Annotated in this window: 23 protein-coding genes; 17 read left to right on the top strand and 6 right to left on the bottom strand. The window is 58.9% G+C overall.

Annotated elements, in window-relative coordinates:
• Positions 1–402 precede the first annotated feature (402 nt).
• The 9 genes from BM403_RS17530 (at position 403) to BM403_RS17490 (ending at position 8859) form a co-directional block, all read left to right on the top strand.
• Positions 403–1758, top strand: coding sequence for a phenylacetate--CoA ligase family protein (locus BM403_RS17530; protein ID WP_093543990.1), 1356 nt, complete (start codon positions 403–405; stop codon positions 1756–1758).
• A 13-nt stretch (positions 1759–1771) separates the two neighbouring features.
• Positions 1772–2326: a hypothetical protein gene (locus BM403_RS17525; protein WP_046034488.1), complete on the top strand. Its 555-nt coding sequence runs from the start codon at positions 1772–1774 to the stop codon at positions 2324–2326.
• Entirely contained in the window at positions 2319–3005 is a 687-nt protein-coding gene (locus tag BM403_RS17520; RefSeq protein ID WP_046034489.1) for an iron-containing redox enzyme family protein, read from the top strand. Before BM403_RS17525 ends, BM403_RS17520 begins: the two co-directional genes overlap by 8 nt.
• Positions 3006–3009: 4 nt before the next feature.
• Positions 3010–3621: a flavodoxin family protein gene (locus BM403_RS17515; RefSeq protein ID WP_046034490.1), complete on the top strand. Its 612-nt coding sequence runs from the start codon at positions 3010–3012 to the stop codon at positions 3619–3621.
• Positions 3622–3628: 7 nt separating this feature from the next.
• Positions 3629–4516, top strand: coding sequence for a DMT family transporter (locus BM403_RS17510; protein WP_093543988.1), 888 nt, complete (start codon positions 3629–3631; stop codon positions 4514–4516).
• A gap of 6 nt (positions 4517–4522) precedes the next feature.
• Positions 4523–5437 (top strand): alpha/beta fold hydrolase, encoded by a 915-nt coding sequence (locus BM403_RS17505; protein ID WP_093543986.1) that lies wholly within the window; start codon positions 4523–4525, stop codon positions 5435–5437.
• Between the two features lie 503 nt (positions 5438–5940).
• Positions 5941–7416 carry an anthranilate synthase component I family protein gene (locus BM403_RS17500; protein ID WP_093543984.1) on the top strand — a complete coding sequence of 492 codons (1476 nt, stop codon included), beginning with the start codon at positions 5941–5943 and terminating at the stop codon, positions 7414–7416.
• Positions 7413–8006: an anthranilate synthase component II gene (locus tag BM403_RS17495; RefSeq protein WP_012722690.1), complete on the top strand. Its 594-nt coding sequence runs from the start codon at positions 7413–7415 to the stop codon at positions 8004–8006. Before BM403_RS17500 ends, BM403_RS17495 begins: the two co-directional genes overlap by 4 nt.
• Positions 8007–8091: 85 nt before the next feature.
• Entirely contained in the window at positions 8092–8859 is a 768-nt protein-coding gene (locus BM403_RS17490; RefSeq protein WP_043206146.1) for a LuxR family transcriptional regulator, read from the top strand.
• Positions 8860–8951: 92 nt separating this feature from the next.
• On the opposite strand, the gene BM403_RS17485 is transcribed toward BM403_RS17490, so the two are convergent.
• The 3 genes from BM403_RS17485 to BM403_RS17475 are packed head-to-tail and all read right to left on the bottom strand — an operon-like array spanning position 8952 to position 11544.
• Complete coding sequence (locus BM403_RS17485; RefSeq protein WP_093543982.1) at positions 8952–10007, bottom strand: alkene reductase; 1056 nt, start codon at positions 10005–10007, stop codon at positions 8952–8954.
• A gap of 30 nt (positions 10008–10037) precedes the next feature.
• Positions 10038–11204 carry an MFS transporter gene (locus BM403_RS17480; RefSeq protein ID WP_012722693.1) on the bottom strand — a complete coding sequence of 389 codons (1167 nt, stop codon included), beginning with the start codon at positions 11202–11204 and terminating at the stop codon, positions 10038–10040.
• A 13-nt stretch (positions 11205–11217) separates the two neighbouring features.
• Positions 11218–11544: an ArsR/SmtB family transcription factor gene (locus tag BM403_RS17475; protein WP_012722694.1), complete on the bottom strand. Its 327-nt coding sequence runs from the start codon at positions 11542–11544 to the stop codon at positions 11218–11220.
• Between the two features lie 154 nt (positions 11545–11698).
• Between BM403_RS17475 and BM403_RS17470 the strand changes: the two genes are divergently transcribed.
• Positions 11699–12283 (top strand): acyl carrier protein phosphodiesterase, encoded by a 585-nt coding sequence (locus BM403_RS17470; protein WP_093543980.1) that lies wholly within the window; start codon positions 11699–11701, stop codon positions 12281–12283.
• A gap of 112 nt (positions 12284–12395) precedes the next feature.
• On the opposite strand, the gene BM403_RS17465 is transcribed toward BM403_RS17470, so the two are convergent.
• Both BM403_RS17465 and olsB read right to left on the bottom strand, forming a co-directional pair.
• Positions 12396–13187: a lysophospholipid acyltransferase family protein gene (locus BM403_RS17465; RefSeq protein ID WP_043204937.1), complete on the bottom strand. Its 792-nt coding sequence runs from the start codon at positions 13185–13187 to the stop codon at positions 12396–12398.
• The gene (gene olsB, locus BM403_RS17460) at positions 13187–13942 is read right to left on the bottom strand and encodes an L-ornithine N(alpha)-acyltransferase (RefSeq protein WP_003172415.1); all 756 of its coding nucleotides are present in this window, start codon (positions 13940–13942) and stop codon (positions 13187–13189) included. Before olsB ends, BM403_RS17465 begins: the two co-directional genes overlap by 1 nt.
• Before the next feature lie 186 nt (positions 13943–14128).
• Here olsB and BM403_RS17455 point away from each other — a divergent pair, with 186 nt between their 5' ends.
• The 4 genes from BM403_RS17455 (at position 14129) to BM403_RS17440 (ending at position 17352) form a co-directional block, all read left to right on the top strand.
• On the top strand, positions 14129–15202 hold the full coding sequence (locus BM403_RS17455; RefSeq protein ID WP_093543978.1) for a serine hydrolase domain-containing protein: 1074 nt from the start codon (positions 14129–14131) through the stop codon (positions 15200–15202).
• Positions 15199–15513 carry an amidase gene (locus BM403_RS17450; RefSeq protein ID WP_093543976.1) on the top strand — a complete coding sequence of 105 codons (315 nt, stop codon included), beginning with the start codon at positions 15199–15201 and terminating at the stop codon, positions 15511–15513. Before BM403_RS17455 ends, BM403_RS17450 begins: the two co-directional genes overlap by 4 nt.
• 98 nt (positions 15514–15611) lie before the next feature.
• Positions 15612–16193 carry a YceI family protein gene (locus BM403_RS17445; protein WP_064055017.1) on the top strand — a complete coding sequence of 194 codons (582 nt, stop codon included), beginning with the start codon at positions 15612–15614 and terminating at the stop codon, positions 16191–16193.
• Between the two features lies 1 nt (position 16194).
• The gene (locus BM403_RS17440) at positions 16195–17352 is read left to right on the top strand and encodes a phospholipase D-like domain-containing protein (RefSeq protein WP_064055018.1); all 1158 of its coding nucleotides are present in this window, start codon (positions 16195–16197) and stop codon (positions 17350–17352) included.
• Between the two features lie 180 nt (positions 17353–17532).
• Here BM403_RS17440 and bglX read toward each other — a convergent pair whose 3' ends face one another.
• Entirely contained in the window at positions 17533–19824 is a 2292-nt protein-coding gene (gene bglX / locus BM403_RS17435; protein WP_093543974.1) for a beta-glucosidase BglX, read from the bottom strand.
• A 242-nt stretch (positions 19825–20066) separates the two neighbouring features.
• On the opposite strand from bglX, the gene BM403_RS17430 reads away from it, so the two are divergent.
• From BM403_RS17430 to BM403_RS17420, 3 genes are read left to right on the top strand one after another with little or no spacing between them, the layout of a single operon-like run.
• A complete protein-coding gene (locus tag BM403_RS17430; protein ID WP_046034499.1) occupies positions 20067–20678 on the top strand; it encodes a LemA family protein in 612 nt (203 codons plus the stop codon).
• A gap of 18 nt (positions 20679–20696) precedes the next feature.
• Positions 20697–21425, top strand: a complete 729-nt coding sequence (locus BM403_RS32370; protein ID WP_093543972.1) for a TPM domain-containing protein — start codon at positions 20697–20699, stop codon at positions 21423–21425.
• A gap of 28 nt (positions 21426–21453) precedes the next feature.
• On the top strand, positions 21454–22071 hold the full coding sequence (locus BM403_RS17420; RefSeq protein WP_012722705.1) for a TPM domain-containing protein: 618 nt from the start codon (positions 21454–21456) through the stop codon (positions 22069–22071).
• The last annotated feature ends 25 nt before the right edge of the window (positions 22072–22096 follow it).

Raw genomic sequence — 22096 nt, 5'->3', positions numbered from 1 at the left:
TTGTGTCAACAGTAAAGCCCAAGGACCGTCAATCGTCCTTCTGCCTGATGGTGGGGTGACTTTATATACGGGCTGGCGGGCGGTTGATAGGTAGCCGCCTAAGTATTTTGTAGCGATTTTGTTGCAGGGCTGTGAAGGAGTGTTTCCTAGCCCCCATGAAAAAGCCCCGGTTCCTGCGAGCCGGGGCTTTTTCGTTTCAGCACAATACATGCCCTGTCTGAAGCCTGACGCCGTGTCGTATTACTGGGCAATCAGAGTACGACCTCCGCGTAGCATATTGTTTTCGTGCATACAACTGGTCGAGTGGACAGGTGTTTGGTTTTTCTTGCCTTGCTAGTGTCCGCATCCAAGACGGACAACCGTAATAGCAACGAAAAACCTACGGCGATGAGGGGAACTCTAATGGGTGTGGAAAGTGTGTTTGATGAGTTCATTATTGACTATGAGAAAATCCACGAAGCGTACTGGACCAATACGTTAAGTGAGTACGAGCTTAAACGCTGGCATGAAATGCAGCTTAGAACAGTCTTGCATCATGTCAAAAATAAGTCTGAGTTCTATGCCAGGCACTTCAAAGATATCGATGTGGACGGCATCACTCTGTCGGATCTTGGCGCTTTACCCTTTACCACAAAGGATGATTTGCGAGAGTCCATGATGGACATTCTCTCCGGTACGTTGGAAGACAGCATTTATTATTATGAAACAACGGGCACTACCGGCCCGGCAACTCCGTGCCCTCGGGATAAAAAAGAAAGCTATGCCAGTAACAAACAACTGTCTATGGCTTATCGGGCTGTGCTGGAGAAGCATTTCCCTAACGAGAAGACCGTTGTTGGCATCATGGGCCCGACTGAAGTGCACTCGTTTGGCGATACCTTGGGTGATGTCTGTCATCAACTTGGAGTGTGTAACGCCAAGATCTGGCCGCATTCCCCGGTGATCGGATATCCCAAGACCCTGCAGTTGATGAAGGACTTGCGCATCGGCGTGGTCGCGTCGGCGCCGGGGCTGCTGCTGGCGCTGGCCAAGGAGGCCGAACGGCTGGGTTTCAACCCGCGCGAGGACTTTCATCTGCGTGCGTTCATGATGAGTGGCGAGCTGTGTACGCCCGCTTTGAAAAACAATTTGTACAGCCTCTGGGGGTGTGAAGCCTACAACAGTCTGTATGGCTCGCAGGAGGCAATGATCATTGCTGCTGCCAACGCCAGCGACCAACTGATGCCGCACCGCCTCAACTACATCATCGAGGTGCTGAACCCGCAGACGGGTGAAAGCCTGGGCGACAGTGGGGAAGGCGAACTGTGCGTGACCATGCTGATCGCCGGCGTGAAACCGTTGATCCGCTACCGCACGGGCGATTTGGTCTGTATTCAAAAAAATCCGAAAAATCCGATCTCCCAGGCGCAGGTCATGAAGGTCGTCGGGCGCGTGAAAGATGCGATGACCCTCAATGGCAAGGCGTTCACAGCGGGTCATATAGAGCAGGCGCTGCTTGAGGGCGTAGAGCAATGCCTGGGCTATCAAATCGTTATCAACTGCGTGAACGGCAGGGACACGGTGATTGCCAAGATGGAAATGTCCAAGTTCTATGAAGGTGATCGCAGCCAATTGACCTTGTTGATTCGTGAGCGTGTACGTGAGCGCCTGGGTGTCGATGCGACCATCATGGTGGTCGATGACCTGGATGACCACGTGAACCTGGGCAGTTGGTTCAGCTGGAAAGAAGCGCGAATTATCGATCAGCGCAATCGATAGGCGAGGGCGGCGAATGAGCATGTCCGTGCAAATCGTTTCGGCGAGAAGTGAACTGTTCCAGAAGGTCCGCGCGTTGAGAGCTCGTTACATCGGTGACAACCCGGCCAATGAAGAAAGTTATTCCGATACTGAGGCATTACGCGATGCCTGTTCGTACCATATGGCTTATCTGGATGGCGATGAGATAGTCGGGGCTATTCGTATAACGCCGTTGGGCCATGGCATGAGTTTTGTCGAGCGCGTTGTTCAAGTGGAAAACTATTTTGCCCATCCGATGGACTCGTTTGATGCCAATCGATTGGTATTGGATGAACGATACAGAGGAGGTGTGCACCTGAGGGTGTTTCTTCTGCATACCGCCATCTGGTTGAAAGCCAATACGCAGTTTCAATATATCTCGGCGTTATGCCGAGGGCGCTTGGCCGCCTTGTATGTCGATATAGGCGGCCATGTACTGGCCAACGACATTACTTGGACTAACCGCCATTCATCACGTGATTACAGTCTGGTTTACCTGGAACTGGATACCGTTTTTAACACCATCAAAGGAAAAGTAGCTAATGGATAAGTTATTCAACGAACTGGATGCGATTGTTGATAGCGGTTGGGCCAAGATCAAGCAAGGCCGTTATTGGAAGTACAGCCTTGAGCAGCCGATTACGCGGGAGTTGTATCAGCAGGTGATGCTCCAGGTGTACCACTACACCCGGTTCAACTCTATCAACCAGGCGGCTTGCGCGTTCAGCGCGGACCCCAGCCAGACCACGCTGTTGCGCTTCGTCTACAAGCATGCACTTGAAGAGTTGGGCCACGAAAAAATGGTCATTCGTGACCTGGAATCGATTGGCGCCCTGCCTGACACACTGCCTGCACCGCTGCCCCCCACCCAGGCACTGATCGCTTATCTCAACGACGTTTCCATTCGTCTAGGGCCGGTTGCCCGCCTGGGCTACAGCTATTGGGCAGAAGAGGTGTACGAGCACATTCAGCCTATCCTGAATAAGTTTCGCACTGACCTGGGGCTCAAGGATGAGCAAATGACCTTTTTCGTTGCCCATTCGACCATTGATGAAAAACATTCCGAAGAGGTGCGTCTGGCGATGCAGCGTTCGGTGAAAACCGATGAAGAGCGGGCGTTGATCAAAGAAGTGACGCGAGTGACCTTGTACCTCACCGGTCAGTTGTTGGAAGAGTCGTTGCTGGAATACGAACGTCTCGCCCAGGCGCCGTTGGCCAAGGCGTCCTGAACTGATGAAGCTGATCGTCATCGTCGGTTCAAGCCGCTCGCACGGGGTCAGCAGCCAGGTGGTGTCGTTGGTTCGACGCCATCTGGAGGGACGAGCGACGGTCCAGGACCTTTGGTTGCGTGATTACCGTATCGACTACTGCGATGCCGACAACGCGTGCGCGCACACCGACTGCGGGGTGCAGGACGATGTCGCCGCTATTGTCGATGAAATGGCCAAGGCAGACGCCATCCTTTACCTGCCCGTGATGCATGCCTATGGCACCAACAGTCGCTTCCAGGCATTTCTGGAGCGGGTGGGGTACGGCTTCATGCGTCCCAGAGAGCGTCCGCTACGGGACAAACTCGCTGCGGTGGCCGTGGTGGGGCGCCGCTACGGACACACTGCCGTCTTTGGTCAGGTGGTACTCAACGTGCTGTTGAACAAAATGGTGCTGGTTGGCTCCGGGTTTCCGGCCACCTTCAACACGCAATTGGTTCAAGACCCCGAAGCGGAACAAGCGTTACGGGAAACTCTGGACCGCCTCCTTGAGCACTTTCACAAATTACATGATCGGCCGCGCCAACGCGTCGAGCGTCTGCGCCTGCTCAAACAAGTCCAATTTCAAACGGGATGAGGGATATATGCCTATTCGCGATTCACTGATAGCCGTACTGGTGGCCTTTTTATGGGGCGCCCAGGTGACTGCGGTTAAAATCGGGGGCGAGGAGCTCCCACCAATTCTGATGGTTGCCATGCGCTTTTTCATGATGGCGGTTGCATTGGTGCCGTTCTGCGGAGTGCCCAAGCGCCAAGAATGGCTGCCCATCTTTTCGATTGCCTCGTTGGTTGGGGCCGTGCATTTCGGGCTGTTGTATTGCGGCATTTCGCGGGTGGATGCATCCACGTCCGCCATTGCCTATCAACTTTCGACGCCATTTACACTGTTGCTGGCGTTCGCTGTATTGAAGGAACGCATTGGCCTGCAGGTGGTGGCGGGGATTGTCATTGCACTGCTTGGCGTGCTGACGGTACTGGGTGGTGTTGGCCAGGGCGGTGCGTTGTCAGGTGTCTTGCTGGTAATTGCGGCGGCCTTTGTTTTTGCGGTGGGGACGGTGCTTACCAAGCGCTGGGGGCCTTTCAACCCCGTAGCGATAAGCGCATGGACCGCCTTGATTGCGGCGCCGGAGTTACTGATGGTGTCTGCGGCGGTGGAGGGGCACGCCTGGGGTTCGGTATTGACGGCCAGCCCGAAGGCTTGGGCCGCTGTGGTATATACCGCAGTCAGCGGCGGGCTGATCGGTTTTGGCCTGTGGTACTGGCTTTTGGGGCGGCATCCTGTCCAGCGTTTGACACCGTTCCTGTTACTCGTACCGGTGTTTGCGGTTGCCGTCAGCCAATTGCTGTTGCAGGAGGGGGTATCGCTGAGTCTGGTCGTCGGTGGCGTCGCCGTGCTGCTGGGTGTTGCACTGTGCCAAGTGCGTCTACCGGCACGGCGGGCGCACGCCGAGAACACCTCGGCGCAGAGGTGAGACCTGATGATTCGGCCAAGTCAGTGGGTATTGCGCGCCCTGTGTGAGTACAACCGATTCCGTTACAGGCTCAAGGCTCGGCGATGGCAGGGGCGTGGTTACGATGTTCCCTACTTGCAGTCAAGCGGCGAGCGGTCCGGGTCTACCCTGGTGTTCCTGCACGGGCTGGGTGCCAGCAAGGATCAGTGGGGGCCGCACATTTATTCGATGGTGCGCACGCACAACTGTGTGTTCCTGGACCTGCCGGGCGAAGGTGAGTCGTGGTTCGATAACTCACATAGCTATTGTCCAGAGGCTCAGGTCGAGCGTCTGAAGGCGTTTTTCGATGCACAGCGCTTCAATGATCTTGTATTGATAGGCAGTTCCATAGGGGGTTGCATTGCCTGTCTTTACGCGGCCTGCTACCCGGCAGACGTTTCCCGCTTGATTGCGCTGGCGCCTGCAGGGTTGCCGGCGGCACAGCTGAGCCCGGCGATGAGCGAGTTTCTTGAGTCCGGGCGACATCCCTTCGGCTACCGAACGGTGGACGAACTGCAGGGCTTGTGGGCGACCGTGTTTACTCGGCCCCCCAAGGTTCCGGCGTTTCTGGCAAGGGCGCTGGCCATCAAGGGGGCGCTGCGTTATGCGAGGGTCGGGAAAATACTGAGTGACTTTCAGGGGGCCGGACTGTATCCGCTGCAGCTGCGATTGAAGCAGGTTGAAGCCCCGACCTTGATAGTGTGGGGGCGCAATGATCGCGTGTTTGATGTTTCGTGCCTGCACGCGGCCTACAGTCTTTTACCGCAGGCAAGCATTTGTATCATCGAGGAGGCAGGGCATGTTCCGTACCTGGAGTGTGCCGAGCAAACTGTGGACGCGCTCAAGCGTTTCTTGTCTGATGAGTGTTGCCCGCACGCCGGTGTGAGTACCTATAAAACGTAGGTAATAGAGGTTGACCCTTAATAATCCTATGAGTAGTATCCAACGGGCATTCGGGAATTAACCCTGCAATGCCCTCAAGACACAGGAAGTCTTAAATGTACTACCGACTATCAGTGCTGAATAACACCTTCGGATCTTGCTCCGAATCCAACACTGCCCATCTTTCGGTTTTCAAAAGCAATATCTGGCGTCGCTAATCCTGCGACCGTCGGTGTCTTGCTGTCTGTTTCAGTCAAACACCCCCCAAGAGTGATTCATTAATAGCCGAACGCTGTTATTCGATCTTTCGTGGCTGTTCCCATGGAAATCGTAATGCGCGAAGGGTGCGCTGAAGTTGTGTCTCTTTTTTGAGTCTCAACTTTTGCCGGCCTTGAGTGGGCGTGTGGTTGATGAGTCATTCATATCAATACTTAGAAAGTTGAACTGCCCAACAGTTTGAAGCGTCGCCCTGTGCGTTCGAATCTCTGTTGTATGGGCTGCTATCAAGAACAAGGAGTGATGTCATGCGTGGAATAACCACACCCGTGAGTGTCCAACTGCATAGTGAGCGTATGAAATGTGACCCGCTTGCCGTGTATGAGGCGGCGGCGAAAGTAGTGGGAGCTGAGAAGACGTTTATTCTCGAATCGCTCTCTGGCCCCAGCCGCGATCGCAAGGCGACGATCATCGGAATAGAGCCTCTGCTGGCCGTAAAAATCTACGAGCGCCGTGCAACGCTTGAAGGCGATGAACCGCTGATCAATTACCTGAGAAATGCACTGTCGGAAAACGGAATAGTGGTGGACGCCGCCGGGTGCATAGCGATTGATTCAAGCGATTCCACCTGGGATTTATTGCGTGCGTTACAAGCGCCTTTTGACGTTCCACGCCAGACTCATCCCAGCCTGGCCTTTTTTGGTTACCTGTCATACGACTGCGTTCGGTTTGTCGAAGATATTCCTGACCTCACCGAGCGAACCAATGATTATCCGATCATTGCATTGACCGTGTTTCAGACGCTGATGTATTTCCACGCCAATGCAACAGTCGATGTCATGGTCAACAACAGTGCCCTGTGGGCGTCTCGCAGCACCGATGATTACGTCGCGTTGCTGGCGGATGCGGCCGGGATTCCGGCGGATGACACACCGATCAGTTACCCGTCGGTCACGGTCGCCCGCGATACGGTGCAAAAGGAGCAGTTCCTGGGATGGGTCGATAAGGCGCTGGAGCACATCCGCCAAGGTGACATCTATCAGATCCAGCTGGGTCATGAAGTGCAGGTGGATACGTCGGTCAAGCCGTTCGACGTCTATCGCGCGTTACGCAAGAACAACCCTTCGCCCTACATGTATCTGGCCAACCTGGGGGGAGTTGATCTGATCGGCGCAAGCCCAGAGTTATTCGTTCGTATCAAAGACGAACTGATTGAAATGCGGCCTATCGCCGGTACCGTGGGCAAGACACCGGGCATACCGTCCAGCGAATTGATCCTGAGCATGACGCGTTCTGAAAAAGAACGGGCCGAACATTTGATGCTGGTGGACCTGTGCCGCAATGATATCGGCCGAGTTTGCCAGCCAGGTTCACTTGAGGTGGACGAATTGATGTTGGTGGAGGAGTACTCCCACCTCTATCACATGGTGTCCAACGTGCGAGGGTTACTGCGAAAAGGCTTTGATGCCTTTGACGTGATCAAGGCCTCTTTTCCTGCTGGAACCATGACCGGAGCACCGAAGATCCGTGCCATGCAGATTATCGAAAGCATGGAAAAAAACCGCCGTGGCATCTATGCCGGAGCCGTCGGTTTGATTGGCTTCGACGGCAGTATCAATACCGCGCTCTGCATTCGCTCAGCGGTCCATAAGGATGGGACGTACTACCTGAGGGCTTCGGCGGGCGTGGTCGCCGACTCGGTGGCGGATAACGAGTGGACTGAAACTTTCCACAAGATGGGTTCCGTATACCGTGCTGTTACCGGAAAGGAGATGCTGCAATGAAAGTCTTCCTGATTGATGCCTATGACAGTTTTGTGTTCATTATCAGCCAGTACCTTGAGCAGCTGGGGTTGGAAACCCATGTGGAGCGCAATGATGTTCCGGACCTGATCCAGCGTATCGAAGCCTATGCTCCAGATTTTTGCGTCCTGGGGCCTGGCCCTGGCCATCCGCAGGATGCCGGCTATATCGAAGTCATCCAGCACTTCAAAGGGCGCCTGCCGATTTTGGGGGTATGCCTTGGGCACCAAGCCATCGGTCTGGCATTCGGCGGTTCGGTCATTCGGGCCGACCATGTGATGCATGGCAAGATCAGCACCATTGAGAACGATGGTTGTGGCGTCTACACCCACACCCAAGGGCGCTCGATCAAAGCGACCCGCTACCATTCGCTGATCATTGATCATCAGTGTCTGGCGCGGCAATTGGCCGTGACCTCCACCTCGACGGATGATGGATACATCATGGGTGTCCGGCATCTGGAGTATCCGATCGAGGGTGTCCAGTTTCATCCCGAGAGCATTTTGACGGAGAACGGCCTTGGCATATTCAGAAGCTTCATAGAGCAGCATTGTCGCCCATCAGGGTCATAAATGACGGGCACCGGGTCGACAGTGCTCGACCCGTTTTCAACACTAAGTTATGTCAGAAAGCTTCTATGGATGGCAGGGATTCATCGTGGGTGACTTATTTAAGTATAGAAAGGAAGGCGTACCGCCGAGGGTAGACTTCAAGCGCGTGTTGGATGATTTCTCCTTACTCGCCAATGACTTGCATCGTCGTGACTGGGAGCGTCACCTGCGTAAAATCCTGCGGCGCATCGGCTATGAACGCTACTTGTTGAGCTTGGGGCCTTCGACAACCCATGATCCCTTCAACAGAATCATGACGACTTACCCTTCTGACTGGCTGAAGCGGTACAAGGACGAAAACTTCATTCAAGTGGACCCCATCATCAGGCATTGCCGTCATCACTTTGCCCCGCTGTTTTGGGGGCGCGCACGCCTAAAGGCGAGAGGCTGTACCAACCGATTCTGGAAGGAACGGGAGGGGTATGGCCTATTACGAGGCGTGAGTATTCCCCTGCGGTTCAACGAGATGGCCGGATCACTCAATGTTGCTCAATGCGTGAGCGATACAGATGAACTTGCCGATGATCTGAATGGCCCGTTGGGCATGTTGTTTATGTTGATTCCGTTTTTATTGGAAGGCTCGCAGAAACACTTGAAAACTGTGGGCGAGCCACCCAGCAGCCTGACATTGCGTGAGTCCGAGGTGTTGAAATGGACCGGGGTGGGTAAAACGACGTGGGAAATGAGCTGCATCCTGGGTTGCTCGGAACGAACCATCAACTTTCATATCGCGAATGCAAGTCGCAAGTTGGGGTCTTTCAGTCGTCGGCAAGCCGTCGGTGTGGCGTTGGCGCAGGGGTTGATCTCGCTGTAGGTTGCCCATTTCAAATGGCACAGCGTGTTTTCAGTTGACGAGAAAAAAGCCCCGGCACTCATGCGCGGGGCTTTTCGTTTCGCTCGATTACATCAGAGAGCCAGCGTCGGATAGTCGATGTAACCCACTGGGCCTTTGCTATAGAAAGTATCTGGGCGGGCTTCGTTGAGCGGCGCATCGGCCTTCAAGCGAGCTGGCAAATCCGGGTTGGCAATGAACGGCACGCCCCAGGCCACGGCATCGGCTTTACCTTCGGCCAACCAGGCGTTGGCGCTGTCCTTGGTGAAACGTTCGTTGGCGATGTACGCGCCGCCGAAGGCTTTTTTCAGTTGCGGGCCGAGGCTGTCGGCGCCTTCTTTTTCACGCGAGCAGATGAAGGCGATACCACGTTTGCCCAGTTCACTGGCGACGTAGGTGAAAGTTTCCGCCAGGTTGTCGTCGCCCATGTCGTGGGAGTCGGCGCGGGGTGCCAGGTGCACACCAACGCGGCCGGCGCCCCAGACTTCGATGGCCGCATCGGTCACTTCCAGCAGCAGGCGTGCACGGTTTTCCAGGGAGCCGCCGTACTGGTCAGTGCGCTTATTGGTGCTGCTCTGCAGGAACTGGTCGAGCAGGTAACCGTTGGCGCCGTGGATTTCCACGCCGTCGAAGCCGGCGGCCTTGGCGTTCTCGGCTCCGGTGCGGTAGGCGTCGACGATGTCGGCGATTTCAGCGGTCTCCAGGGCGCGTGGGGTCGGGTAGTCGGCCAGTGGGCGCACCAGGCTGACGTGGCCTTTAGGCTGGATCGCGCTCGGTGCCACCGGGGTTTCGCCGTTCAGGTAGGACTCATGGGAAATACGGCCCACATGCCACAGTTGCAGGAAGATCTTGCCGCCCGCGCCATGCACCGACTTGGTCACGTTGGCCCAGCCGCGCACTTGGTCGTTGGACCAGATGCCCGGGGTGTCCGGATAGCCCACGCCCAGCGGCGTCACCGAGGTGGCTTCGCTGAGGATCAGCCCGGCGGAAGCGCGCTGCACGTAGTACTCGGCCATCAGCGCGTTGGGCACGCGACCGGCGTCGGCACGGCAGCGGGTCAGCGGCGCCATGATGATGCGGTTCGACAGTTCCAGGTCGCCCAGTTTGATCGGATCGAAAATAGTCGTCATGGGATAACACCCTTCTCTTTAAGTGGTTGATCAGTGGGTCGCAGGGGCCAGGTCGGCATCGCCGCTCTGACGGAAAGTAATCAGGGTCACCAGCAGCGCTAGAATCGCCAGGGCCGCTGCGGCCAACGGCACGCTGGTCAGGCCGAAACCGTGGGCGATCACACTGCCGCCGACCCAGGCGCCGAGGGCATTGCCGATGTTGAAGGCGCCGATGTTCAGGGTGGACACCAGGTTCGGTGCGGCTTTGCCGAAGGTCACCACGTTGATCTGCAGCGCGGGTACGGCGGCGAACGAGGCGGTGGCCCAGAGGAACAGGGTGATTTCGGTCGGGATCACCGCGACGCTGGTCCAGGTCAGGGCCGTCGAGACCACCGCCATGCTGACGAACACGCCGATCAGGGTGGCCGCCAGGCGCTTGTCCGCCAGCTTGCCGCCGATGATGTTGCCGACGGTGAGGCCCAGGCCGATCAACAACAGCGTCCAGGTCACGCCTTTGGGCGAAACGCCGGTGACGTCGCCCAGCAGCGGCGCGACGTAAGTGAAGAGGGTGAACATCGACGCGGCAAACAGCGCGGTCATGCTCAGCGACAGCCAGATACCGGCGCCCTTGAGGGCTGCCAGTTCGGCGCGCATGTCGAGTTTCTCTTCATCACGTTTGGCGGGCAGGAAGCGGATCAGGCCGATCAACGCCACCACACCAATCACCGTCACCGCCCAGAAGGTCGAGCGCCAGCCGGCTTCCTGGCCGAGTGCGGTGCCCAGCGGTACACCGAGCACGTTGGCCAGGGTTAAACCGGTGAACATCAAGGCCACGGCCGAGGCACGCTTGTTGGCCGGCACCAGGTTGGCGGCGACCACCGATCCAATACCAAAGAACGCACCGTGGCACAGCGCGGTGACCACACGGGCAAACATCAGCACGTTGTAGTCACTGGCCAGGGCGCAGAGCAGGTTGCCGATAATGAAGATGCCCATCAACGCTACCAGGGCAGCCTTGCGTGGCAGCTTGGCGGTGGCCAGTGCCATGAAAGGTGCACCGATGGCCACGCCCAGGGCGTAGCCGGTGACCAGCCAGCCGGCGCCGGGAATCGACACGCCGAGGTCCGCCGCCACATCGGGTAGCAGGCCCATGATGACGAACTCGGTGGTGCCGATGGCGAAGGCGCTGAGGGCCAGTATGAGTAGCGAGAGGGGCATTATCGTTTCCTTGTTACAGCGCTGCGTTGTCGTCAGCGCTGAGTTCAGTGGTGAGCGCGGCGAGGAACGCCTGGATGGTTTCCTCGTTGCGTTTGAAAAAGTGCCACTGCCCGGCCTTCTGGCTGCTGATCAATCCCGCCCGTTGCAACGTCGCCAAGTGAGCCGACACCGTTGACTGGGACAAGCCGCAGCGCTGGTCGATCTGCCCGGCGCAGATGCCGTACTCGTGGTTGTGCAGTTGCTCGGGGAACTGCACTTTCGGGTCTTTGAGCCAGGTGAGGATGTCTCGTCGTACTGGGTGCGCCAGCGCTTTTATTATTTCGTCGAGGTCGATGGACATGGCAGGTGCTCGGTGTGGTGCAGCGTTATATCGCGATGAGGCGAACCTTAAATCGTTGTATCCCGATATACCAATATGATTTTGCTCTGAGGACAGGCCAAATCGGTATATCGGGTTATAACGATACGTTGTCGGCAGTGATAGACTGCGCGCCATGAATTATCTCGCACATCTGCACCTGGGCGGCCAACTTCCTGCGCAACTGCTGGGCAGTCTCTATGGCGACTTCGTCAAAGGGCGCCTGCAGGGCCAGTTCAGCCCGCAAATCGAAGCGGCGATCCAACTGCATCGCTCGATTGATCGTTTTACCGACAGCCACCCGCTGGTGGGGGAGGCATTGTCGCGCTTCAGCCTGACTCGCCGGCGCTATGCCGGAATCGTCCTCGATGTGTTTTTCGACCACTGCCTGGCGCGGGACTGGGCGCTGTATGCCGACCAGCCGTTGGAGCGCTTCACCTCGCAGGTGTACCGCGTGCTGGCGGCCGAGCCGCAATTGCCGGGGCGGCTGGCGCAGATTGCGCCGTACATGGCGGCGGATGATTGGTTGGGTTCTTACCGTGAGTTCGCGGTGATGGAGCAGGTGTTGCGGGGGATTTCGCGGCGGCTGACACAGCCGGAGGCGTTGGGGTTTGCAATGCACGAGTTGCGTCAACTTTATGAGTCGCTTAGCGAAGACTTCCGGCTGTTCTATCCAGAGTTGCAGGCCTTTGCACGCAACCATCTGACCACTGAGGTCTAAAGGTGGGAGCTGGCTTGCCTGCGATTGCAGTCTGCCAGTTGATACATGTGTTGCTGACCCACCGCTATCGCAGGCAAGCCAGCTCCCACATTTTGATCGGTGTTCACTTTATTCAAGCGGCGAATGCTGGCCGTGCATCTACCTGCTCTGCTTCCGGCAACGGCCCAAACAACGCCTTTTGCACCGCCTGCTGCGCCTGATACGCCAGCGCCGCACGTTCCTGCCCGGCACAGGCAATCGGCTTGAGCACATGGATTTCCACATCGCCCTGATCATTGGCAAACAGACGCATCAGGTGCGACAGCAAATCATCATCGCCAATAAACGGTGCCAGCGGGTCTACCTGGCCATCACGCAAATAACGGATCGCCACCGGCTGCAGCGACACATCGGCATCGATCGCACTGGCCAGCAAGCGCCCGTGGAACGTACGCAGGCTGCGCCCGTCGGTGGTGGTGCCTTCGGGAAACATCAACAGCGGGTGCTGTTGTTCCAGATGGCGGGTCATCTGCTTGCGGATCAACTGGCTGTCGCCTGACCCTCGGCGGATAAACAAGCTACCGGCCTTGGCTGCCAACCAGCCCGCCACCGGCCAGGTACGCACTTCGGCCTTGGACAAAAATGACATCGGCGCCACGGCGCCCAGCAACGGAATGTCGGTCCATGACACGTGATTGCTCACCCACAGCATCGGCTGCGTCGGCAGCTCACCGTGCACCGTCACACGAAAGGGCAGGGCATTGGTCAGCCGCGCCATGAAAAACCGCGACCAACGCTGGCGCCGCACCATCGAGTTGGCCACGCCCAGACGCTCAAACAGCCCAAACACGCTGGCCATGCTCAAGCCCAGCGCCACCACCAACAACACGCGGGCGATGCGCCCGTAAATCCGCAGGCGACTCATCACATCGCCGCCTTGAAGTGACGGGCGTAACGCGGGCACAACTCATCGCGCTTGAGCAGGATGAACACGTCGGCCACCTGGAAATCTTCATCCCAGCACGGTTCGCCGCAGATCTTCGCGCCCAGGCGCATGTAGGCCTTGAGCAGTGGCGGCATCTCGGCGATCACGTTGGACGGCAGGTCCAGGGCCGGCAGCGGTTTTTTTGGTTCGGCGCGCAAGTGTTCATTGCACAAGTAGCGTTCGCGCAGGCGTTGCATGATCGCGTGGGCCTGGATGCCGCCGTCGTGCATCGGGATGCTCGCGCAGCCCATCAGGTAGCTGTAGCCGCCCTGGTTGAGCACTTCGGCCAACTCGCCCCATAACACGGCGATGGTGCCGCCATTGCGGTAGGCCGGGTCGACGCAGGTACGGCCGATTTCCAGGATCGGGCCCTGCAAATGCAGCAGGCCATGCAGGCTGAATTCTTCTTCACTGTAGAACCGGCCCAGGGTGCTGGCGGCCTGGTGGTCGAGCAAACGGGTGGTGGCGACGAGTCGACCGCTGTTCAAGTCCCGCACGCCGATGTGGCTGCAGTGAACATCATAGTCATCCATGTCCAGGCCCAGCTCAGCGCCTTTCAGCTTGGCGTTGAACTCGCCGCTGAACACGTTGAACCGCAGGGCCTGGGCTTCCTGCAACGCCTGCGCGCCAACCAGGCGTTCGGCTTGCAGACGGCGTTCATTGCCGGTGTCGCTGATGCGGGCGATCTGAGTCATGGCGAGTCTCCGAGTGCCGGCCACGATTTCGGCCGGTCGACTTTGTTGTCCAAAGTCAGGCTATGTAGGCTCGGTGTCATCTCCATGAAGTTATGGTGACGCTTGGATGACAGCCCATCCTGTCGCAAATCTGTCATCAGCCTCGGCTAGGCTCGCGCACTTGAATGCCCCCTTGAGTTTGCGTCCATGGTCAGAGGCCTGCTGTGCGTTGCCTTGCTGTTCGTCACCGTTGTCGCCCACGCCGAAACCTGGCCCGATAAAGAATGGGCCAAGGGCACGCCACTCTCAGGTCCTGCTGTCGATGCCTTGGACGCCTACGCGTTCCCGGCGCGGGACGACGCTACCCGCCAAGGCATTCGCACCGACGCGTTGCTGGTGATCCGCGACGGCGAGGTCATCTATGAACGTTACGCAGCGCCCACCACGGCCAGCACGCCACACCTGACCTGGTCCATCAGCAAAAGCTTGATGGCCACCGTATTGGGTGTGGCCTACGGCGATAACCGTTTCAAATTGTCCGACCCGGTGGCGCGTTTTTACCCGCCCATGAAACAGCACCCGAGCGTGACCATGGCCGACCTGCTGCACTGGGCCTCGGGCCTGGACTGGCAGGAAGACTACGAATATGCGCCGCTGAAATCTTCGGTGGTGGCGATGCTCTACACCCGCGGTCGCGGTGACATGGCCGACTTTGCCGCAGACACCGCAGCGGCCAGCCCACCGGGCCAGGCTTTTCGATATTCCAGCGGCGACAGCACTATTTTGTCCGCCGCCCTTAAAGGCATGCTCGGTCACAAGGCCTACGTGAGTTACCCGTGGGATGCGCTGTTCAAGCCGCTGGGCATTCGCAACGCCACCTGGGAAACCGACGCCGACGAAACCTTCGTCGCCTCGTCCTACGCCTACCTCACCGCTCGCGACCTGGCGCGCGTCGGCCTGCTGATGGCACGGGAGGGGCGCTGGGGGGATCAACAGTTGCTGCCCAAAGACTGGGTCGCCTTCAACCGTCAGCCGTTCGATAAATACACAGCCGGCCAGGACGAAGCCGTTCCCGGCGGCCACTGGTGGCTTAACCAAGGTGCGCCGCGGCCCTGGCCAGACGCGCCCGCCGACACCTTTGCGGCCCTCGGCCATTGGGGCCAGGCGCTGTTTGTGATGCCTGAAGAACATCTGGTGATCGTACGTTACGGCGATGACCGCGACGGCAGCTATCGCCACAACGAACTGCTCAAACGCGTGCTTGCGGCGGTGCAGCCATGATCCGTCGTTGTCCGTTTACCAGCCTGTTTCTGCTGCTGTTGCTCGCCCTGCTGGGGTGGATCTGGCACGAGCGCGTCAACCTGCAAGCCTTCCCCGACATCATCGCGGCGTATACGGCCAAGGAGTATTGCTCGTGTCGGTATGTGATGAATAATCCGGCGGCGTATTGCCGTGGGTATGTGAAGCAATACGTGCCGACCAGTGCGTTCCACGATAACCCGGAGCGCAGTGAAGTGACGGCGAGTGGGTTGGGGCGTACGCACAGTGCACGGTGGTTGGGGGAGCGGCAGGGGTGTCGGCTTAATCCCTGACCCACCCGCTTCCGCAGTTGATCGACGTTATTAGTTCCATTGCGCCCGGCACACGGCACAGTTAAGGTTCGTGCAGGTTTTTTGCCTCATGAGTCTTTATGTTCAATGTCAAACCACTGGCCTTCACACTGTTGACCTGCGCCGCCGTGCCCGCCCATGCCGACTGGTACCTGGACAACGAGTCCTCGCGCCTTTCCTTCGTCACCACCAAAAACACCGAGATCGCTGAGGTGCAGCGCTTCCTGGTGCTGCACGGCAAAGTCGACAGCAAGGGCGCCGCGCAATTGGAGGTGGAGCTGGAGTCGGTCAACAGCGGCATTCCGCTGCGCGATGAGCGCATGCGCAATCAGTTGTTCGAGATCAAGACGTTCCCCGATGCGCTGATCAACGCGCAGATCAACCTGCAACCCATCAACGACCTGGCGCCCGGCGCGCAATTGGAATTGCGTTTGCCGCTGAGCGTCACCCTGCACGGTAAGACCCAGACCTATAGCGCCGAGCTGTTGGCCACGCGCCTCGATGACCGGCGTTTCCAGGTGGTGACCCTGGAGCCGGTGGTGTTGCACGCGGAGGACTTCGACCTGGCGCCGGGCGTGGCCATGTTGCGTAAGGCGGCGGGGCTTAAGTCGATCAGTTTGTCGGTGCCGGTGGGTGCGGTGCTGATTTTTACGGCGCGCTGACGTGAGCGGTGCGGTGTTCCCATGGCGCAGCGCCAACCGGTTCGAGTTGTTGATCGACGGGCCGCGTTTTTTTCCGCAGATGCTGGTGGGCATTGCGCGGGCGGAGCGCCAGGTTGATCTGGAGTTGTATCTGGTCGAAGCCGGAGCCTGCGCCGAAGAAATGGTGAAAGCCCTGGTGCAGGCCGCCGAACGCGGCGTGCGGGTGCGTTGCCTGTTTGATGATTACGGCAGCCTGGCGTTTACCCTTGGGTTGCGCAAACGCCTGACCGACGTGGGTGTGGAGTTGCGGTTCTACAATCGCCTGAGCTGGCGCCGCTGGATGCGCAACCTGTACCGCGACCACCGCAAGCTGTTGTTGATCGACCAGGAAATCGCCGTGGTCGGCGGCACGGGTGTCACCGATGAGTTCTGGACGCCAGGGCAAGACACCGCCGATTGGCATGAAGTGATGGTGCAGATCAGCGGCCCGCTGGTGCTGGACTGGCAGGCGCTGTTCGACCGCCAATGGCATGCCAACGCCGCCCGCCGGGAGTGGAAGCCGGCGACCCATTTTGGTTTGCCGCGTTTGCCAAAGGTACCGGCGACCGGGCCGGGGCTTGGTCGGGTGGCCTACGCCGACGCCCGTCAGCACCGCGATATCCTGCAATCGCTGATCCGCGCCTTGAACAACAGCCAGCAGCGTATCTGGCTGGCTACCCCGTATTTTCTGCCGACCTGGGGCGTGCGCCGTGCCTTGCGCCGTGCCGCTGGGCGCGGCGTCGACGTGCGTTTGCTGCTCACCGGCCCGCGTACCGATCATCCGTCGGTGCGTTATGCCGGGCATCGCTATTACCCGCGTTTGCTGCGTGCGGGTGTGCAGATTTTCGAGTATCAGCCGTGTTTCCTGCACTTGAAGATGGTGCTGGTGGACGATTGGGTGAGCATTGGTTCGTGCAACTTTGATCACTGGAATCTGCGCTTCAACCTGGAAGCTAATCTGGAGGCGTTGGACCCGGAGTTGACGTTGGCGGTGGCGGGCAGTTTCGAGCGGGATTTTGCACAGAGCCAGGCGGTGAGCCTGGAGGCGTGGAAGGCGCGGCCGTTGTGGCGGCGGGTGAAGCAGCGGGTGTGGGGGTGGATTGATCGGTTGGTGGTGAATTTGCTCGATCGGCGCGGCTAGTACCGACACCACTGATCAAATGTGTGAGGGGGCTGTGGTGAGTGGGGGTTGTCCCTTTGCGGGTTCACTGCAGATCTAATAGGGCTGCTTCGCAGCCCAGCGCGGGGCAAGCCCGCTCACCACAGCAAGCCCACTCACCACAGCGAGCCCGTTCACCACAGCAAGCCCCCTCTCACATTTTTAGAGCAGTTCGAAGGTTTGTTGCTGCACATCCTGGGAGTCCAGCCCGATCTGCACATTGAACTCGCCCGGTTCTGCGGCGAATTTGAGCTGGGTGTTGTAGAACTTCAAGTCTTCTTCGGTGATGGTGAAGTGCAGGGTGCGCTCTTCGCCAGCCTTGAGCATGACCTTCTGGAAGTTCTTCAGCTCTTTGATCGGGCGGATCATCGAACCGGCTACGTCCTGGATATACAGCTGCACCACGGTTTCGCCGTCCACCTTGCCGGTGTTGGTCACGGTGACGCTGGCGTCGAGCTTGCCGGTCTTGTTCAGGGTGGTGGAGGACAGCGCCATGTCGGACAGGCCGAACGTGGTGTAGCTCAAGCCATAGCCGAACGGGAACAGCGGCCCGGTGGTGTCATCGAAGTACTGCGAGGTGTAGTTGCCCGGCTTGCCTGGCGTGAACGGCCGGCCAATGGTCAGGTGGTTGTAGTAGGTCGGAATCTGCCCCACCGAGCGTGGGAAAGTGATCGGCAGTTTGCCCGACGGGTTGTAGTCACCAAACAGCACGTCGGCGATGGCGTTGCCGCCTTCGGTACCGGCGAACCAGGTTTCCAGGATCGCGTCGGCCTGCTGGTTTTCTTCCAGAATCGACAGCGGGCGGCCGTTCATCAGCACCAGCACCAGCGGTTTGCCCGTGGCTTTGAGGGCCTTGATCAGGTCACGCTGGCTTTGTGGGAGGTTCAGGTCGGTGCGGCTCGAGGATTCGTGGGACATGCCACGGGATTCACCCACGGCGGCCACCACCACGTCCGCATCCTTGGCGGCTTTGACCGCTTCGTCGATCATCACTTGGGCAGGACGGGTGTCATCCACCACTTCCGGTGCATCGAAGTTGAGGAAGTTCAGGTAGTCGACCACGGCCTTGTCGTTGGTAATGTTGGCGCCACGGGCATAGAGGATCTTGCCTTTTTCGCCGATCACCGCGTTGAGGCCGTCGAGCAGGGTGACCGATTGTTCCGGCTTACCGGCGGCGGCCCAACTGCCCATCATGTCGATCGGCGCCTTCGCCAGCGGGCCGACCAGGGCGATGGTCGCGGATTTTTTCAGCGGCAGGGTGTTGTTCTGGTTTTTCAGCAGTACCAGGCTGCGGCGCGCGATGTCGCGCGCGTCGGCGCGGTGCAGGCGGCTTTCCGCGTAGGTGTCGGCCGGGTCATCCTCGGCCTTGCCGATGCGCAGGTACGGGTCCTTGAACAGGCCCATGTCGTACTTGGCGCCGAGCACTTCGCGCACCGCATTGTCGATGTCGCTCTGCTCGATCTCTCCGGACTTGAGCAGCCCCGGCAGTTCCTTGCCGTACAGCGAGTCGTTCATGCTCATGTCGATGCCGGCCTTGATCGCCAGCTTCGCGGCTTCACGCCCGTCCTTGGCTACGCCGTGCTTGATCAGCTCGAAGATCGCGCCATGGTCGCTCACGGCCAGGCCCTTGAAGCCCCAGTCCTTGCGCAACAGGTCGTTCATCAGCCAGGTGTTGGCGGTGGCGGGCACGCCGTTGATGGAATTCAGCGCCACCATCACACCGCCGGAACCGGCCTTGATCGCGGCGTGGTAGGGCGGCAGGTAGTCCTGGTACATCTTGACCGGGCTCATGTCGACCACGTTGTAGTCGCGCCCCCCTTCCACCGCGCCGTACAGGGCGAAGTGCTTGACGCTGGCCATGATGCTGTCGGCATTCGCCGGGCTGACGCCCTGGAAGGCTTTGACCATCACTTCGGCGATGCGCGAGACCAGGTAGGTGTCCTCACCGAAACCTTCGGAGGTGCGGCCCCAGCGCGGGTCGCGGGAGATGTCGACCATCGGCGCGAAGGTGATGTCGAGGCTGTCGGCGGCGGCTTCCTGGGCGGCAATGCGCCCTGAGCGGCCGATGGCCTCCATGTCCCAGCTGGACGCCAGGGCCAGGCTGATCGGGAAGATCGTGCGGTGGCCGTGGATCACGTCGTAGGCGAAGAACATCGGGATCTTCAAGCGGCTGCGCATGGCCGCGTCCTGCATCGGACGGTTTTCCGGGCGGGTGATGGAGTTGAACGTGCCACCGATGCGGCCGGCGGCGATTTCCTTGCGGATCAGCTCGCGGGGCATCTCGGGGCCGATGCTGATCAGGCGCAATTGGCCGATCTTTTCGTCCAGGGTCATCTGCTTGAGCAGGTCGCTGACGAAGGCGTCCTTGTCTTTAAGCGCAGCAGGCTTTGTTTCTGCCCAGACGGGGTGGGTGGCCAGAGTGGCAACAAGGCCGAGCAAACACAGCTTTTTCATGAATATCCTTTTTCGGCTCACTGCGCAGCATCAAGGGAACGCTGGCGGCCAAAATGTGGGGAGCGTCTATTGTTGTTCGGGTGTTGTTCAGATAAATGCAGCACACTCTGAACTCTTTTTCGCGCTGGGCATCTTTGTAGCTGATTGGCTCAATGCATTCCAGTGGTGGCGGATTATGCCCCAAGCGCGCGGTGTATAGGGTCACTCGTAACATTCCATCAAGATTGGGCAGGAGAAACACCATGCAAGCAGCACAAGGTTACCGCTGGGGCTTGAAAGCCGCGGTTTTGCTATTGATCAGCACAGTGCTGAGCGGTTGTGGCATCAACAACATCCCGACCCTGGACGAACAGGCCAAGGCTGCCTGGGGCCAGGTGCAGAACCAGTACCAGCGCCGCGCCGACCTGATCCCCAACCTGGTGGAAGTGGTCAAGGGCTACGCCGCCCATGAGCAAGACACCCTCACCGCCGTGATTGAGGCGCGGGCCAAGGCCACCTCGATCCAGGTGGATGCCAGCACCCTCGACAACCCGGAAAAACTCAAACAGTTTCAGCAAGCCCAGGATGGCTTGAGCGGCGCACTCAGCCGTTTGATGGTGGTGTCCGAGCGCTACCCGGACCTGAAGGCCAACCAGAATTTCCTGGCCCTGCAATCGCAGCTTGAAGGCACCGAAAACCGTATCGCCGTGGCCCGCCGCGACTTTATCCAGGCCGTTCAGGCCTACAACACCGAGATCCGCACTTTCCCTGGCCGCCTGTGGCACAGCGTGATGTACAGCGACTTGCCGATCCGCGCCACGTTTGAAGCCACCAGTGCCGATGCCGATAAAGCGCCGCAAGTGAAGTTCAAATAAGGCTGCACTGAGGTGTCGATGCGTTTATTACGGATAGGCCTGGCGCTGTGGCTGTTGGCCTGCGTCGGCGTGGCCCAGGCCGCACTGAGCTTCCCGGCGCTGAGCGGACGGGTGGTGGACACCGCCCAGATGATCGACCCGGCGGTGCGCGAGCAGATTACCCAGCAATTGCAGGTACTGGAGCAAACCCGTGGCGACCAGATCGTGGTGGTCACGGTGCCAGACCTGCAGGGTGTGTCCATTGAGGACTACGGTTATCAACTCGGCCGCCAATGGGGCATCGGCCAGAAGGGCAAGGACAACGGCGCGCTGTTGATCGTCGCCCGCGATGAGCGCAAATTGCGCATCGAAGTCGGCTATGGCCTGGAAGGTGTGCTCACTGACGCGCAGTCGTGGGTGATCATCAACCAGGTGATCACACCGTCTTTCAAAGCCGGTCACTACAGCAAAGGCATCAGCGACGGCGTGGCCGCGATGGTGCAGGTGGTCGGCGGTGAACCGTTGGCCGTGCCGGCCCATGTGGCGGACGCAAACTTCGCCAAGGATAATCCGGTTTTTTCCATCGGCTTGTTTATCCTGCTGATCGGCGTGTTGTGGCTGTGCCATCGTATGGGGCTGCCGGTGGGCGCTATCCTGCTGGCGATTCTCAGCAGCAGCGGACGCGGCGGTGGTGGTGGGGGCGGCGGCGGTGGTTTCCGGGGCGGCGGTGGCGGCTTCGGCGGCGGCGGGGCTTCAGGCGGCTGGTGATGATAATAATGAGAGAGCAACGACAACCATGGCATTACTGACTGAACACGAGCAGCGCCAAGTCGCCGAGGCGATCGCCCGGGTGGAAAAAACCACTGACGCGGAACTGGTGACCGTACTGGCCGCTCGCGCGGACGACTACGCCTATATCCCGCTGCTGTGGGCCAGCCTGATCGCCTTGGTGGTGCCCGGTGTGGTGCATTACTTGTCGGGCTACCTGACCATGTACACCCTGCTGCTGGCGCAATGGACGACGTTCATCGTGTTGTGCCTGGTGTTTCGCCTGCCTAAGGTCACCACGCGCCTCATCCCCCGTTCGGTCCGTCACTGGCGTGCTTCGAACCTGGCGCGTCGGCAGTTTCTGGAGCAGAACCTGCACCACACGGTGGGGAGTACCGGGGTGCTGATTTTCGTCAGCGAGGCCGAGCGGTATGTGGAGATCCTGGTGGATGACGGCATTTCCAAGTGCCTGGATGACAGCAGTTGGGATGCGATCGTCAAGGCGTTCACCCAGCAGGTGAAACAGGGACAGACGTTGGCGGGGTTTATCAGCTGCATTGAAGCCTGTGGCGAGTTGCTCAAGGTGCATGTGCCGGTGACCCAAACCCGTAACGAACTGCCTAATCGCTTGGTTGTACTCGAATAAAAAACTCAACACGGGGCTAAAAATG

Source organism: Pseudomonas sp. OV546, assembly GCF_900116845.1.
GTDB classification, from domain to species: Bacteria; Pseudomonadota; Gammaproteobacteria; order Pseudomonadales; family Pseudomonadaceae; genus Aquipseudomonas; species Aquipseudomonas petroselini.
The sequence above is the reverse complement of the archived record's forward strand: the minus strand, read 5'-3'. Positions and strand labels throughout refer to the sequence as shown.

Excerpts from the sequence above, each read along its gene's own strand:
- BM403_RS17530 (WP_093543990.1), top strand. The coding sequence starts at position 403 with ATGGGTGTGGAAAGTGTGTTTGATGAGTTCATTATTGACTATGAGAAA.
- BM403_RS17525 (WP_046034488.1), top strand. The coding sequence starts at position 1,772 with ATGAGCATGTCCGTGCAAATCGTTTCGGCGAGAAGTGAACTGTTCCAG.
- BM403_RS17520 (WP_046034489.1), top strand. The coding sequence starts at position 2,319 with ATGGATAAGTTATTCAACGAACTGGATGCGATTGTTGATAGCGGTTGG.
- BM403_RS17515 (WP_046034490.1), top strand. The coding sequence starts at position 3,010 with ATGAAGCTGATCGTCATCGTCGGTTCAAGCCGCTCGCACGGGGTCAGC.
- BM403_RS17510 (WP_093543988.1), top strand. The coding sequence starts at position 3,629 with ATGCCTATTCGCGATTCACTGATAGCCGTACTGGTGGCCTTTTTATGG.
- BM403_RS17505 (WP_093543986.1), top strand. The coding sequence starts at position 4,523 with ATGATTCGGCCAAGTCAGTGGGTATTGCGCGCCCTGTGTGAGTACAAC.
- BM403_RS17500 (WP_093543984.1), top strand. The coding sequence starts at position 5,941 with ATGCGTGGAATAACCACACCCGTGAGTGTCCAACTGCATAGTGAGCGT.
- BM403_RS17495 (WP_012722690.1), top strand. The coding sequence starts at position 7,413 with ATGAAAGTCTTCCTGATTGATGCCTATGACAGTTTTGTGTTCATTATC.
- BM403_RS17485 (WP_093543982.1), bottom strand. The coding sequence starts at position 10,007 with ATGACGACTATTTTCGATCCGATCAAACTGGGCGACCTGGAACTGTCG.
- BM403_RS17480 (WP_012722693.1), bottom strand. The coding sequence starts at position 11,204 with ATGCCCCTCTCGCTACTCATACTGGCCCTCAGCGCCTTCGCCATCGGC.
- BM403_RS17475 (WP_012722694.1), bottom strand. The coding sequence starts at position 11,544 with ATGTCCATCGACCTCGACGAAATAATAAAAGCGCTGGCGCACCCAGTA.
- BM403_RS17470 (WP_093543980.1), top strand. The coding sequence starts at position 11,699 with ATGAATTATCTCGCACATCTGCACCTGGGCGGCCAACTTCCTGCGCAA.
- BM403_RS17465 (WP_043204937.1), bottom strand. The coding sequence starts at position 13,187 with ATGAGTCGCCTGCGGATTTACGGGCGCATCGCCCGCGTGTTGTTGGTG.
- olsB (WP_003172415.1), bottom strand. The coding sequence starts at position 13,942 with ATGACTCAGATCGCCCGCATCAGCGACACCGGCAATGAACGCCGTCTG.
- BM403_RS17455 (WP_093543978.1), top strand. The coding sequence starts at position 14,129 with ATGGTCAGAGGCCTGCTGTGCGTTGCCTTGCTGTTCGTCACCGTTGTC.
- BM403_RS17450 (WP_093543976.1), top strand. The coding sequence starts at position 15,199 with ATGATCCGTCGTTGTCCGTTTACCAGCCTGTTTCTGCTGCTGTTGCTC.
- BM403_RS17445 (WP_064055017.1), top strand. The coding sequence starts at position 15,612 with ATGTTCAATGTCAAACCACTGGCCTTCACACTGTTGACCTGCGCCGCC.
- bglX (WP_093543974.1), bottom strand. The coding sequence starts at position 19,824 with ATGAAAAAGCTGTGTTTGCTCGGCCTTGTTGCCACTCTGGCCACCCAC.
- BM403_RS17430 (WP_046034499.1), top strand. The coding sequence starts at position 20,067 with ATGCAAGCAGCACAAGGTTACCGCTGGGGCTTGAAAGCCGCGGTTTTG.
- BM403_RS32370 (WP_093543972.1), top strand. The coding sequence starts at position 20,697 with ATGCGTTTATTACGGATAGGCCTGGCGCTGTGGCTGTTGGCCTGCGTC.
- BM403_RS17420 (WP_012722705.1), top strand. The coding sequence starts at position 21,454 with ATGGCATTACTGACTGAACACGAGCAGCGCCAAGTCGCCGAGGCGATC.